The sequence below is a fragment of the Rhodoferax sp. GT1R46 genome, from assembly GCF_056521285.1.
Genome location: NZ_JBWMBC010000010.1, coordinates 86,187 through 99,173, shown reverse-complemented (window position 1 = coordinate 99,173; position 12,987 = coordinate 86,187). Strand labels below are relative to the sequence as shown.

Here is a 12,987-nt window from a genome sequence, read left to right as displayed (position 1 = left end):
GAGGACTGAAATTATGTTTACCAAAATCCTCATTGCCAACCGCGGCGAAATCGCTTGCCGGGTTGCCGCTACCGCTCGCCGCATGGCCATCAAAACCGTGGCCGTCTATTCCGACGCGGATGCCGCCTCCAAGCACGTCGCTGCGTGCGACGAAGCCGTCCACATTGGCGGCAGCGCACCCAAAGACAGCTATCTGCGTTGGGAAAAAATTATTGCCGCGGCCAAGGCCACCGGTGCGCAGGCTATTCACCCCGGCTATGGTTTCCTGAGCGAGAACGAAGAGTTCGCACGGGCCTGTGCCACCGCCGGGCTGGTCTTCATTGGCCCGCCACCCTCGGCCATCAAGGACATGGGCCTGAAGGCCGAGTCCAAGCAGCTGATGGAGCGCGCTGGGGTGCCGCTGGTGCCCGGCTACCACGGCGCCAACCAGGACCCGGCGCTCTTGCAGGCCGAGGCCGACCGCATTGGCTATCCCGTGCTCATCAAGGCCAGCGCGGGTGGCGGTGGCAAAGGCATGCGCGCGGTGGACAAGGCCGAGGACTTTGCCGCAGCCCTGGCCAGTTGCAAGCGCGAGGCCATCAACAGCTTTGGCGACGACGCTGTGCTGATTGAAAAATACGTACAGCGCCCGCGCCATATCGAGATCCAGGTGTTTGGCGACACGCAGGGCAACTACGTGTACCTGTTTGAGCGCGATTGCTCGGTGCAGCGGCGCCACCAGAAGGTGCTGGAAGAAGCGCCAGCGCCCGGCCTGAGCCCTGAGATGCGCCAGCAAATGGGTCTGGCCGCCGTGGCGGCGGCCCGTGCGGTGAATTATGTGGGTGCGGGCACGGTGGAATTCATCGTGGAGCAGCGCGACGGTGGCGCCATGACCTTCTTCTTTATGGAGATGAACACGCGACTGCAGGTGGAGCACCCCGTCACCGAAGCCATCACCGGGTTGGACCTGGTCGAGTGGCAATTGTGCGTGGCCAGTGGCGAGCCTTTGCCGCTGCGCCAGGACCAGCTCAAGATCATCGGTCACGCCATTGAGGCGCGCATCTGCGCCGAGAACCCCGACAACAACTTCTTGCCCGCGACCGGCACGCTGAACGTTTACCGTAAGCCCGTTTGCACGGCCTTTGAGCGTGCAGACGGCAGCCATGCTGGCATTCATGTGCGCGTGGACGATGGTGTGCGCGAGGGTGACACCATCAGCCCGTATTACGACTCCATGGTCGCCAAGCTCATCGTGCATGGCGCAACGCGTGAAGAGGCGCTGGCCCGCATGGACACGGCGCTGGCGCAAACGCACATCGTGGGCCTGGCGACCAATGTGCAGTTTCTGCGCCATGTGGTCACCAGCCCCTCGTTTGCGCAGGCGCAATTGGATACGGCCTTGATTCCGCGTGAAGCCGCCGTGCTGTTCAACCAGGAAAAAGTGGGCCTGCCGCTGGCCACTGCCGCGTTGATCGCGCACACCCTGGTCAGCGAACAGTCGTTTGCAACGCAGGCGGACGCCAGTGGCTGGATCGACCCCTGGGCGCAGCGCGATGGCTGGCGCTCGCACGGTGCATCGGTGCGTGCGTTCATGCTGGAGTTCCACGGCGAACCCCATACCGCGCAATTTACCCGTCTGCATGGCGGCGGCTTGCAGCTGCAGCTCGATGGCAAGACTGCGGCCCTGCACTACACGCCCTTGGCCCATGGCGCGCTGGATGTGCGCTATGGCGACCTGCGCTCCACCGTGCATTTGTATAAAAAAGGCGAGGTAGCCCACGTATTTACTGCGCAGGGTGCTACACAAGTGATAGCAATTGATGCGCTGGCCCACGCCGGCGAGGTGCATGCCGAGGTCGGCCGGCTGACCGCCCCCATGCCGGGCAAGGTGGTGTCGTTTGCCGTGAAAGCGGGCGACGCCGTCAAAAAGGGCCAGGCGCTGGCGGTGATGGAAGCCATGAAGATGGAGCACACCATTGCAGCACCGGCCGATGGCGTGGTGGCCGAGCTGCTGTTTGCACCGGGTGACCAGGTCACTGAAGGCGCCGAATTGCTCAAGCTGGAGACGGCTGCCTGAACTCTGGCGAAAATTCGCCCATGCGTGTTTTTTATTACAGTGTGGACCAGGATCAGAAATCCTGGATTCCCGGCTTGCAGGCGGCTTTGCCCGGTGCAGAGGTCAGTCTCTGGGAGCCGGGTGCGCCGCCTGCCGATTACGCCGTGGTGTGGAAGCCGCCCCAGCAATTGCTGGACGAGCAGCCCACGCTCAAGGCACTCTTCAACACCGGGGCCGGGGTCGATGCCCTGATGCAACTGCAGTTGCCGCCCGCGTTGCCGGTGATACGGCTGGACGATGCGGGCATGTCGGTGCAGATGGCCGAGTACGTGTGCCATGCCGTTATCCGCCATTTCCGTGAGTTCGACCGGTATGAGGCCGATACCCGGGCTGGCAAGTGGTCGTTTCGCAAGCCGCACAGCCGGCTGGATTACCCGGTGGGTATTCTGGGGCTGGGCGTGCTGGGGGACCGCGTGGCGCGCGCAGTGGCGCAGTTCGACTTTCCGGTCAACGGCTGGAGCCGCACCCCCAAGACCCTGCCCGGCGTGCGGTGTTTTGCGGGAGACACTGCGCTGGAGGCCTTTCTGGCCGCCAGCCGCATCGTGGTGTGCCTGCTGCCGTTGACTCCCGAAACCCGCGATATTCTGGATGCGCAGCGTCTGGCGTGCGTGCGCCCTGGGGGTTATGTCATCAATGTGGCGCGCGGCGCGCATGTGGTGGACGCGGACCTGCTGGCTGCGCTGGACAGTGGTCACCTGGCTGGTGCCACGCTGGATGTTTTCCGCAGCGAGCCGCTGCCCAAAGACCACCCGTTCTGGCTCCACGAAAAAATCACCGTGACGCCGCATACTTCGGCCCGCACCCTGCGCAGCGAGAGCATTGCCCAGATTGCCGGAAAAATTGCCGCCCTGCAGCGCGGCGAACCTGTCGCCGGCATGGTTGATCCATCCCGGGGATACTGACTCCCGTTTATTGAAAAGAGAATGCCCCATGGAATTGCCCCAGCGCGTCAAACTGGTTGAAGTCGGCCCCCGTGATGGCCTGCAAAATGAAAAGCAGCCAGTGCCCGCCAGCGTCAAGATCGAGCTGGTGCACCGCCTGCAGGAAGCTGGGCTGACGGATATTGAAGTCACCAGCTTTGTGTCGCCCAAGTGGGTTCCCCAAATGGCCGACAACGCCGAGGTGATGGCGGGCATTGCCCGCAAGCCGGGCGTGCGCTACTCGGTGCTCACACCCAACCTGCAGGGCTTTGACGCGGCGGTGAAGACCCGGCCTGACGAGATTGCGGTGTTTGGTGCTGCCAGCGAGGCCTTCAGCCAGAAGAACATCAACTGCTCGATTGCCGAGAGCATCGAGCGTTTCCGTCCGGTCGTGCAAGCCGCATTGGCGCAGGGCATCACCGTGCGGGGCGCCATTTCCTGCGCCGTGGGCTGCCCCTATGAGGGCGAGATTGCCCCCGAGCGGGTGGAGATGGTGGCGCGCCTGATGCACGGCATTGGCGTGCAGCATGTGGGCGTGGCCGACACCATTGGCGTGGGCACGCCGCAGAAGGTGCAGCGCGCGCTGGACGCTGCCCTGAAGGTCTATGACATCAACCAGATTTCCGGCCATTTCCACGACACCTATGGCATGGCGCTGGCCAACACCCTGGCCAGCCTGCAAATGGGCGTGTGGCAGTTCGACACCTCGGTCGCAGGTCTGGGCGGCTGCCCCTATGCCAAGGGCGCCACCGGCAATGTCGCATCGGAAGACGTGGTGTACCTGTTGCACGGCATGGGCATTGCAACCGGCATTGATCTGGACAAGCTCATCGATGCGGGCCAGTTCATCAGCACATTTTTGGGTCGCAAGTCCCAGTCGCGCGCGGGCAATGCGCTGTTGGCCAAGAGGGCCGGTTGATATGGATGCTATCAAAACGCTAGCTGCTCGCGCAGTATTGGCGGGGGCTTCGGTCGAAAATGTGCCTTCACCGTGCGTGTCGATCTGTCGCATGGACACGGGCAGCGGCCTGTGCGAGGGTTGCTTTCGCACCCTTGACGAAATTCGCGTCTGGAGCAGTAGCGACGACGCCGCCAAGAAGGTGATGTGGACCACCTTGTCCGGGCGCCTGCGCCAGACGCATCCTGACGCTTTCGCCCAAGTCAGCTCGTAGCACGCAAGAGGCCCCGCATGAAGCACATTACCTTTTATCTGGACTTCATCTCGCCCTACGCCTGGCTGGCATTCAAGGAATTGCCCAAGGCGCTCATGGGCTTGAGTTACACGGTGGCCTACAAACCGGTCTTTCTGGGGGGCCTACTCAAGCACAACGCCATGCTGGGCCCCGCGGAAGTGCCACCCAAGCGCGACTGGACCTATCGCCACGTGCAGTGGCTGGCGCACCAACTGGGCCACCCGCTGGATATGCCTGCCCAGCATCCGTTCAACCCGCTGGGTCTGCTGCGGCTGGCCGTGGCAACCGACCCCCAGGGCTTGCCCAACCGCTATGTGTGTGACACCTTGTTTCGCCACGTGTGGGTAGGCGGTGCCGATGCGGCCGACCCAGCGCGGCTGGCCGCGGTCACACAGCAACTCGCACCGGGACAAGATCCGGCGGATGCGGCCGTCAAGGCCCGGCTCAAGGCGCATGCAGATGAGGCTATTGCCAAAGACGTGTTTGGCGTTCCTTCGTTTGAGGTCGATGGCAAAGTGTTCTGGGGGCTGGATGGCTTGCCCATGCTGCGCGCCTATCTGGATGGTGATGCGTGGTTTGACGGCCCACCGTGGGATTCTGTTTCCGGCGTGCCGTCAGGAATTGCGCGTCGATAGTGCGCGTCAGGTCCCCGTTGAAAACCCAAAGCTTCGGCTGAATCCCACGCCATTGTTGGTGCCGGTGATGAACACGGAATAGGCGGAACTGGGGCTGAGCGGTGCGCTGGGCATGATGATGGCCATATTGGCCAGCAGTTCCTGATTCGGATCATTGGAAGCGGTCATCGTGGGCAGTAGCGCTACGGCTCCCGCAGGTCCGGTTACCGAGACGGACGTAATGACCAGGATATTGCCAGCCAGCAACTGTACAAACACCGGCTGCCCGATAGGGTTCACCGCCAAATTGCGAGACGGAACCGGGTTGGGCGACTCGGCGGTCAAGGCGTACGCCGTTCCGGTGACGCCCTGACAGGGGTAGGTCAGCACATCGGTGCTGCGTTGCACCTGGGGCAGCAAGGTAAGACTTGCAGCCATGTCGACGGCCAGGTAGCTCTCATTGGCAGTGACGGCTGCGGTGTAATCCGCGCCAGACCCGATCGGCCCGCCACTTTTGACGCTGACGCCAATCTCCCGGTTTCCCTGCATGGCGCCCATCAGGTGGTAGGGTGCCACCAACAGATTTCTGGCCCCTTTCAGCCCAAAGCCCGTTTTGTTGGACGTTGAAATACCCGCCAGAATTTCCCCAAATTGAACCCCTGAGTAGCCCGCTGCCGCCATGCGGTCCCAGGGGGTGACACCCGTGAATCCGGCCGTGGCGGCTACTTCATAGTGGCTGAAGGTGTTGTTATTGACCATCCAGACAATATGATTTCTGGCCGCGGTATCGAGCTGGGCGTTTTGCTGCAAAGGGCCAAACCCACAGGCCTGGCGATTGGTGCTGAACCAGTTGTAGGCGGCAAGCTCCTCGCCTGTATACGTTGTGGCGGATGCCCCCGTAGCGACAACCGGCACGCTGGCATTGGTCGTTGGGGCGGTATAAGTGGGTGTTCCCCCGGCGGGGGCCGCGCTGGAACTACCTCCTCCGCCGCCTCCGCCGCCGCAGCCGGTCAGCAATAGAACTGCACAGATACCAACGGCGGCATAGGAGAAAAATGCTTTGGCCATGTTTTCAAAGTAAGGGTTGGGCTCAAGCCTACCTCAACCGGCGCAAACAAACCCCTTGAATAACGACTGCTTACAAAATCCGGGGTTCCCATTGGAGCCCGCAGATGAGGGCGAGAACGGCTGCCGCAGGGTGTCGCGCCAGTAAAGCGGATGTCAGAAAAGTGCATGTTTAACCGGAGGAAAATACAGTGAATCTGGTTTCAGCCTGCCTACCCCCGTGAGTTCACCATGCCCAGTGCGTTCAATTTCTCTGCGTCCCCCTTTGACTGCCTGACCCTGGAGCAGCAGCGTCTGGTGCGCAGCAGTGTGGATATTGCCTACTTTCCCCAAGGTGAAACCATTCTGGCCCTGGGCGTGCAGCCGACCCACCTGTTCGTGATCATCAAGGGCTTTGTGCAGCAGTTCGATGGCAACGAAGTGGTCAACACCTATGGCCCGGATGATTGCTTTGATGGCCGCGGTCTGGTAGCGGGCAAGGTCAGCAGCCGGTTTGTGGCGGCAGAAGAAGTGGTGGCTTACCAGCTGACCAAGCAGGCTGTGAGTGACCTGATTGCCGCCAACGCCACCTTTGGTGCGCTGCTGTTTTCCGATTTGTCCCACAAGCTCAGCGCCTTGTCAGAACGCCAAAGCCGCCACGAACTGCAGTCGCTGACCATGGCGCGGGTAGATGAGGCCTTTGTGCGGCCCCCCCATTTCGTGGACGCAGACACCTCCGTGCTGGACGTGGTCAAGCATTTTCAGGCGATGCGCACGGCGACGGTGCTGGTGCGCGATACGCATTCCCATCCACTGCGGGTCGGCATTTTTACGGCCACGGGTCTGCAGCGGGCCATTCTGCACGGCACCCCCCTGGACCAGTTGCCGGTGGGCGAGCTGGCCAATTTTTCGTTGATTCGGGTGCGCCCCAGCGACCAACTGGGCGAGGCGCTGGCCGTCATGATCAAACACAATGTGCACCGGGTGGTGGTGGCCGATGGCGAAACCATTGTCGGGGTGCTGGAGGCGCTGGACCTGTTCAGCTTTTTGTCCAACCAGTCGTACCAGATCAATGTGCAGATCATCGGGGCGCGGGATGTGGCGACGCTCAAGCTCGCAGCTGACCAGATCACCAAACTGATCTCCCTGCTGTACCGCAATGGCACCAAGGTCAACCTGATTGGCAGGCTGGTTCAGGAACTCAATGCCCGCCTGTTTGAGCGCACCTGGCAGCTGATTGCGCCTCCGGATCTGGTGGCCAATAGCTGCCTGTTCGTGATGGGCAGTGAAGGCCGCGGCGAGCAGCTGCTCAAGACCGACCAGGACAACGCGCTGGTGTTGCGGGATGGTTATGTCTGTTCGGTTGACCTTCCCGGTGTGTGCGCCCAGTTTTCCAAGGCGCTGGCAGATTTTGGTTATCCGCCTTGTCCGGGCAACATCATGGTCAGCAACCCGCAGTGGTGCCAGAGCGTGACCGATTTCAGCCAGATGGTGCGCTTGTGGTCTGCAACAGCCGACCCCGACAGCCTGATGGCACTTGCCATTTTTCTGGATGCCCACGCCGTGTGTGGTAATACGACCCTGCTGGACAAGGTGCGCTCCTCCGTATTTGACCTGACGGCAGACAACGATGCCATGCTGGCGCGATTTGCGTCGGCCATCAATTTCTTTGGCAGTAGCAGTGGCTGGTGGAACCGTCTGCTGCTCTTGGGTGAGCAGGGCAAGGAGTCGATGGACATCAAGAAGGTGGGCATCTTCCCGCTGGTGCATGGCATCCGCAGCCTGGCGCTGGCCCACCATATCGGTGAAACATCCACAGCGGGTCGCATTGAAGCCTTGATGGCCGCCGGAAAATTGCCCGAAAAGTTGGCCGGTGATCTGCTCGACAGCCTGTACTTCTTCATGGGGCTCAAGCTCAAAGTGGGCTTGCAGGAGCTGGCAACCGGGCACGGTGTATCCGGAGGCATGCAGATAGACAAGCTCAGCAGCCTGGACCGTGACCTGCTCAAGGACACACTGGGTGTGGTCAAGCAATTCAAGGTGTTGCTGAGTCAGCGGTTTCACCTGGAGGCGGTGTAATGTTTTCGGGCCTGTCGCCCATCTCCTGGGTGGCCGCGCTCAAACGGGAATGGCTGCTGTACCACCTGGGCGATCAGCGTTTTCGCTTCATGTGGGACAAGCCGCCTGCAGACGAATGGGTGGCACTGGATTGCGAAACCACCGGGCTCAATACCAGGACCGACGACATCATTTCTATCGGTGCGGTGCGGATCAAGGGCAATCGCATCATGACCAGTGAACGGCTGGAGTTGATCGTTCGTCCCGAAAAACGCCTGTCTGCCGACAGTGTGCGGGTGCATCGCCTGCGGGAGCAGGACGTGGCACAAGGCTTGGCACCCGACGACGCGATGATGCAGCTCATGGCTTTCATTGGCAGTCGGCCCCTGGTGGGCTATTACCTGGAGTTTGATGTGGCCATGATCAACCGGGTGTTGTTTCCCCTTCTTGGGATGGGCCTGCCCCAGCGAAAAATTGAAGTGTCGGCGCTGTACTACGACTACAAGTACCAGCAGTTGCCGTCCAGCGCACGCGACAACAGTTCCATTGACCTGCGCTTTAACAGTCTGATGCTTGACCTGGGTTTACCCCTGCGCCCAGCGCACGATGCCCTGAATGACGCCGTGATGGCCGCTCTGGCGTTTCTGAAGCTGCGGCAAATGCAACACGCCTGAGTGCTGCGCCTGAAGCGGGAATGTCGAATAAGTCCGTTTGTGTACACTGCTTCGACCCGAAATCCGGGTTGCCGAGCCACTCTAAAGGATCATCATGAGCACACGCGCTCGCAACAACATCAATATTGCAAGCGAATCCGGCCCGGTTGTGTTGTATGCCCATGGATTTGGCTGTAGCCAGACCATGTGGAGTCGCGTGACCCCCGCCTTTGCCGAAACCCATCGGCAGGTGCTGTTCGACTACGTCGGCAGCGGTCAGTCAGACGTGGCGTCCTTTGATCCGGTGCGGTATGGCGACCTGCATGGTTACGCCCAGGACGTCCTGGACGTGTGCGACGAGCTTGGGTTGACCAGCGGCGTCACTTTCGTCGGACACTCGGTGAGTTGCAGCATTGGCATGCTGGCCTCGATAGCCCGCCCGGAGCTTTTTGAACGACTGATATTGGTTGGCCCCACGCCCTGCTTTTTGAACGACCTGCCGGACTACCTGGGTGGTTTTGAGCGCGCCGATCTGGAGGGGCTGCTTGCCCTCATGGATCAAAACTACATTGGATGGGCCAACTACCTGGCCCCAGTCGTCGCTGGGGCGCCGCAGGGCGACGAACTGGCCGGAGAACTGTCGGATAGCTTTTGTTCAACAGATCCTGTTGCGGCCAAGGCGTTTGCCCAAGCCACATTCTTTGCTGATAACCGCAAGGACCTGCCCCTTGTTTCTCGGCCCTGTCTGATACTTCAACACCGGGAAGACACCCTGGCGCCACAGTCTGTGGGTAGCTATTTGCACCATCATTTGCGTGGCAGCACCCTGGAAGTGATGGATGTCACAGGGCACTGCGCACACATGAGTCACCCGAACCTCGTAATTGATGCGATGCGCCGGTATATGCCGCAGCGGCCTGCCTGACGGCCGAACCCCGTACACCCCTGATGGATGATTTGCTGCAGATCCCGTGTCCGCTGCTGGTTACTGACCTGCAGGGCAATATTCTTGCCGCGAACAAAGATTTGCTCCAGGTTGTAGGGGGTACGAAGGACCAATGGACGCAGCAGAACATGAACGCGCTGCTGACCGCTCCTTCCCGCATCTTCCTTCAGACCCACGTCTGGCCCATGCTGCTTAAAACCGGCAACGTGCGGGAGTTGTACCTGCACCTGCGGGACACCTCGGGGCAGCCGGTTCCCGTCATGCTCAATGGAAGCAGCGGCAGGTACCACAACGCCGATTGCATTCAATGGGTGTTCTTTGTTGCCAGGGAACGGAGCCGGTTTGAAGCCGACCTGGTTCAGGCGCGTGAAAAAGCCCAGCACATGGCCAGCGACCTGACGTTGGCCCATGCCTTTCTTGACCGCGTCGGGCGAATCGCTGGCATTGGTGCCTGGCGGCTGGATCTGGGCACCATGACGCCGGAATGGACCGACCAGACCTGCCGCATTCATGAAGTGCCACCCGGCTATCAGCCGACCTTGGAGGGGGCGGTTGAGTTCTATGCGCCGGAGTCCCGTCTGGTCATCAAAGCCCTGGTACAAAAGTGCATTGCGGAAGGAACTCCCTGGGATGCAGAGCTTCGCGCAATCACGGCAACAGGTCGCCCAATCTGGGTGCGCACGGCAGGGGAGGTGCAGCTTGCGGCGGGAAAGCCGGTGGCGCTGGTGGGTGCCTTTCAGGACATTACAGAGAGAAAAAATACCGAGTTGGCGCTGCTGCAAACCAACGAGCGGTTTGAGTTGGCGGCCGATTCGGCAGGGATAGGGGTGTGGGATTTTGATGTGGCGCTCAGAACACTGCATTGGGACAAGTGGATGTATCACCTCTACGGGCGATCTGCCGGGGATGCAAGCGACCCCCTTGTGATTCTGGAGCAGAGCGTCCATCCGGAAGATGTTGAGCAGTCCAGGGCTGCGTTGAAAGCTGCGTTGGCAGACGTTTTCGCATTTACAACAGAATTCCGAATCCTGTGGCCGAACGGTGAGCTGCGGCACATCAAGAGTGTCGGGCGCGTGCGTCGCGAAGAATCCGGGCGTGCAGTGCGACTGATTGGGGTGAACTTTGACGTCACCGCGCAGAAAGAATATGAGAGCAGCCTGACGCAGGCCAAGCTGGAGGCCGACCGGGCCACCGCCGCGAAAGGCCAGTTTCTGGCAAACATGAGCCACGAAATTCGCACGCCGATGAACGCCATTCTGGGCATGCTCAGCCTGTTGCAGAAGACACCTCTCACCACACGCCAGCGCGACTATGCGGACAAGACCAAGGGGGCTGCGCATTCACTTTTGGGGCTTTTGAACGACATTCTGGATTTCTCCAAGATGGATGCCGGCAAGATGAAGCTGGATATCCAGCCATTTCGCCTGGATCAATTGATGCGCAGTCTGTCGGTCATCTTCTCTGCCTACGTGGGTTCCAAGGCGGTAGAAGTTCTGTTTGATGTTGGGCCCGATATTCCTGCTGTGCTGTTGGGTGACTCCTTGCGGCTGCAGCAGGTGCTGGTGAACCTGGGCGGCAACGCCATAAAGTTCACCGCGGCTGGGCAGGTGGTGGTGCACGTACGTGTGAAACACCGCCGTGAGCACGAGGTTGTAGTGGAGTTTGCCGTCAAGGATTCGGGCATTGGTATTTCGCCCGAAAACCAGGGGCACATATTCTCCGGCTTCTCGCAGGCCGAAAGTTCTACTACCCGTCAATTCGGGGGAACCGGATTGGGATTGTCCATCAGCCAAAGACTGGTAGAGCTGATGGGCGGCGAGTTGTTGCTGGAGAGCGCGCTGGGTGCCGGGAGTCGGTTTCACTTCAGCGTTCCGCTGGCCATTGCGGAGCAGGTTCCGGTGGCGCTGCAAGCCGGATCGCGCCCGGTCTTGGGGTCAATCAAAGTGCTGATTGTTGACGACCACCCGGTTGCGGGGGAGTTGTTGCTACAGATGGCACGATCGCTGGGGTGGGTCGCAACGCTGCTGAGCAGCGGAAGCCAGGCCGTCAGGATGCTGCGCGCTGTGGCAGTGGGTGATGCGGCTCCATTCGATGTGCTGTTCCTGGATTGGCAGATGCCGGGTATGGACGGCTGGGAAACCTTGCGCCAGATTGGCAATATCGCGCCAGACTTGGGTGACAAAAGGCCGCTGGTGGTCATGGTCACTGCCAATGGGCAGCAGACACTCAGCCTGCGCACCCGAGAGGAGCAGGCCCAGATCAACGGATTCCTGGTGAAGCCTGTTACTGCTTCAATGGTGTTTGATGCCTTCGTGGATGCGCGCTCAGCGGGGGCGGGAGTGGCCACTGTGGATGACCCTGCCAGCAGCCAGCGTCGCCTTGATGGCATGCGTTTGCTGGTGGTGGAGGACAACATGGTCAACCAGCAAATCGCCGAAGAGTTGCTGGTTTACGAGGGGGCCCTGGTTTCACTGGCCGCCAACGGCCAGCTGGGCGTGGAGGCGATTCAGGCCGCCCATCTTGCATTTGACGCAGTCCTGATGGACGTTCAAATGCCCGTTATGGACGGCTATACCGCCACCCGCTTCATCCGTGCGACATTGGGTATGACGGACTTGCCGGTTGTCGCAATGACCGCCAATGCGATGCCCTCGGACCGTGCAGCCTGCGTGGATGCTGGCATGACCGACTTTGTCGGCAAGCCTTTTGATCTTGACACCCTTGTCGCCACACTGCGGCGGTGTGTTGGCTGGGTGGAATTTGTCGAGCGACCCGCCAGTCAGAGCCCGCCGCAGGCTCGACTGGCAACAAAGGCCACGACAGCAGAGGCGCGCTACGGGCAACTGGATGCCGAAGCCGCGTTGTCCCGCATGGGTGGAAGCACGGCACTTTATCTGAAGGCTTTGAAATCCTTTTTGAAAGAGTGCGATAGTGCCCAAAGGCAACTGCAGCATCACCTGTCCTCCGGCGACAACGTCGAAGCGGTGCGTTTGATGCATACCCTTAAAGGCCTTGCGGCTACGGTAGGCGCGGCTGCGTTCGCCTCATTTGCAGGCGAGACGGAGCTCACACTGATGACCGTGCCGGAACGGGACGACGGCCAATTGGTTGGCGGCTTGCAAATGGCAGTGGGTCTTTTGAGGCCGGATCTGGTCGCCGCGATTGCAATGCTGGAGGCCGGGCTTGCGAAGGCCGGTACCAAGAGGGCTCCAGGCGCAAGCGCTGCGTCCGGCATGGTGGCGTTGTCAAAGAGCCTTGAGCAGCTGCGTGCGTTGCTGCTGCGTTCCGACATGGGAGCGCTGGAGTTGCACGCCAGACTCCGACTTGAATATGAGCCAGAAATTGGCGACAAGTTCGACGAGCTGAATTCCGCTGTCAATTCGCTGGCGTTCGAACGTGCCGCTGAATGTTGTGATGCCCTGATGTCGCAATCGCAAGGCTGATCAGCCGAAGAACAAACAAAA

General features: G+C 60.7%; 10 protein-coding genes. 9 read left to right on the top strand and 1 reads right to left on the bottom strand.

All coding sequences use genetic code 11. From position 1 onward, the window contains the following. Positions 1 to 13 precede the first annotated feature (13 nt). Genes AC097W_RS18670 through AC097W_RS18650 form a run of 5 tightly spaced genes read left to right on the top strand, consistent with a single transcriptional unit; the run spans position 14 to position 4,843 of the window. Complete coding sequence (locus AC097W_RS18670) at positions 14 to 2,056, top strand: acetyl/propionyl/methylcrotonyl-CoA carboxylase subunit alpha (RefSeq protein ID WP_479604134.1); 2,043 nt, start codon at positions 14 to 16, stop codon at positions 2,054 to 2,056. Positions 2,057 to 2,076: 20 nt separating this feature from the next. Continuing rightward, positions 2,077 to 2,997 (top strand): 2-hydroxyacid dehydrogenase, encoded by a 921-nt coding sequence (locus AC097W_RS18665; RefSeq protein WP_479604133.1) that lies wholly within the window; start codon positions 2,077 to 2,079, stop codon positions 2,995 to 2,997. A 28-nt stretch (positions 2,998 to 3,025) separates the two neighbouring features. Beyond that, the gene (locus tag AC097W_RS18660) at positions 3,026 to 3,934 is read left to right on the top strand and encodes a hydroxymethylglutaryl-CoA lyase (RefSeq protein ID WP_479604132.1); all 909 of its coding nucleotides are present in this window, start codon (positions 3,026 to 3,028) and stop codon (positions 3,932 to 3,934) included. 1 nt (position 3,935) lies between these two features. Continuing rightward, a complete protein-coding gene (locus tag AC097W_RS18655; protein ID WP_479604131.1) occupies positions 3,936 to 4,187 on the top strand; it encodes a DUF1289 domain-containing protein in 252 nt (83 codons plus the stop codon). A gap of 17 nt (positions 4,188 to 4,204) precedes the next feature. After that, complete coding sequence (locus AC097W_RS18650) at positions 4,205 to 4,843, top strand: 2-hydroxychromene-2-carboxylate isomerase (protein ID WP_479604130.1); 639 nt, start codon at positions 4,205 to 4,207, stop codon at positions 4,841 to 4,843. Between the two features lie 6 nt (positions 4,844 to 4,849). On the opposite strand, the gene AC097W_RS18645 is transcribed toward AC097W_RS18650, so the two are convergent. Further along, positions 4,850 to 5,890 carry a CAP domain-containing protein gene (locus AC097W_RS18645; RefSeq protein ID WP_479604129.1) on the bottom strand — a complete coding sequence of 347 codons (1,041 nt, stop codon included), beginning with the start codon at positions 5,888 to 5,890 and terminating at the stop codon, positions 4,850 to 4,852. Between the two features lie 228 nt (positions 5,891 to 6,118). Here AC097W_RS18645 and AC097W_RS18640 point away from each other — a divergent pair, with 228 nt between their 5' ends. The 4 genes from AC097W_RS18640 to AC097W_RS18625 all read left to right on the top strand — a co-directional run bounded on the left by AC097W_RS18640 (position 6,119) and on the right by AC097W_RS18625 (position 12,966). Further along, on the top strand, positions 6,119 to 7,945 hold the full coding sequence (locus AC097W_RS18640; RefSeq protein WP_479604128.1) for a DUF294 nucleotidyltransferase-like domain-containing protein: 1,827 nt from the start codon (positions 6,119 to 6,121) through the stop codon (positions 7,943 to 7,945). Next, positions 7,945 to 8,598 carry a 3'-5' exonuclease gene (locus AC097W_RS18635; RefSeq protein WP_479604127.1) on the top strand — a complete coding sequence of 218 codons (654 nt, stop codon included), beginning with the start codon at positions 7,945 to 7,947 and terminating at the stop codon, positions 8,596 to 8,598. Before AC097W_RS18640 ends, AC097W_RS18635 begins: the two co-directional genes overlap by 1 nt. Positions 8,599 to 8,692: 94 nt before the next feature. Next, a complete protein-coding gene (locus tag AC097W_RS18630) occupies positions 8,693 to 9,502 on the top strand; it encodes an alpha/beta fold hydrolase (RefSeq protein WP_479604126.1) in 810 nt (269 codons plus the stop codon). A gap of 23 nt (positions 9,503 to 9,525) precedes the next feature. After that, the gene (locus tag AC097W_RS18625; RefSeq protein ID WP_479604125.1) at positions 9,526 to 12,966 is read left to right on the top strand and encodes a response regulator; all 3,441 of its coding nucleotides are present in this window, start codon (positions 9,526 to 9,528) and stop codon (positions 12,964 to 12,966) included. The last annotated feature ends 21 nt before the right edge of the window (positions 12,967 to 12,987 follow it).

Coding starts and splice junctions, on each gene's coding strand:
- AC097W_RS18670 (WP_479604134.1), top strand. CDS start 14: ATGTTTACCAAAATCCTCATTGCCAACCGCGGCGAAATCGCTTGCCGG.
- AC097W_RS18630 (WP_479604126.1), top strand. CDS start 8,693: ATGAGCACACGCGCTCGCAACAACATCAATATTGCAAGCGAATCCGGC.
- AC097W_RS18665 (WP_479604133.1), top strand. CDS start 2,077: ATGCGTGTTTTTTATTACAGTGTGGACCAGGATCAGAAATCCTGGATT.
- AC097W_RS18625 (WP_479604125.1), top strand. CDS start 9,526: ATGGATGATTTGCTGCAGATCCCGTGTCCGCTGCTGGTTACTGACCTG.
- AC097W_RS18660 (WP_479604132.1), top strand. CDS start 3,026: ATGGAATTGCCCCAGCGCGTCAAACTGGTTGAAGTCGGCCCCCGTGAT.
- AC097W_RS18650 (WP_479604130.1), top strand. CDS start 4,205: ATGAAGCACATTACCTTTTATCTGGACTTCATCTCGCCCTACGCCTGG.
- AC097W_RS18645 (WP_479604129.1), bottom strand. CDS start 5,890: ATGGCCAAAGCATTTTTCTCCTATGCCGCCGTTGGTATCTGTGCAGTT.
- AC097W_RS18640 (WP_479604128.1), top strand. CDS start 6,119: ATGCCCAGTGCGTTCAATTTCTCTGCGTCCCCCTTTGACTGCCTGACC.
- AC097W_RS18635 (WP_479604127.1), top strand. CDS start 7,945: ATGTTTTCGGGCCTGTCGCCCATCTCCTGGGTGGCCGCGCTCAAACGG.
- AC097W_RS18655 (WP_479604131.1), top strand. CDS start 3,936: ATGGATGCTATCAAAACGCTAGCTGCTCGCGCAGTATTGGCGGGGGCT.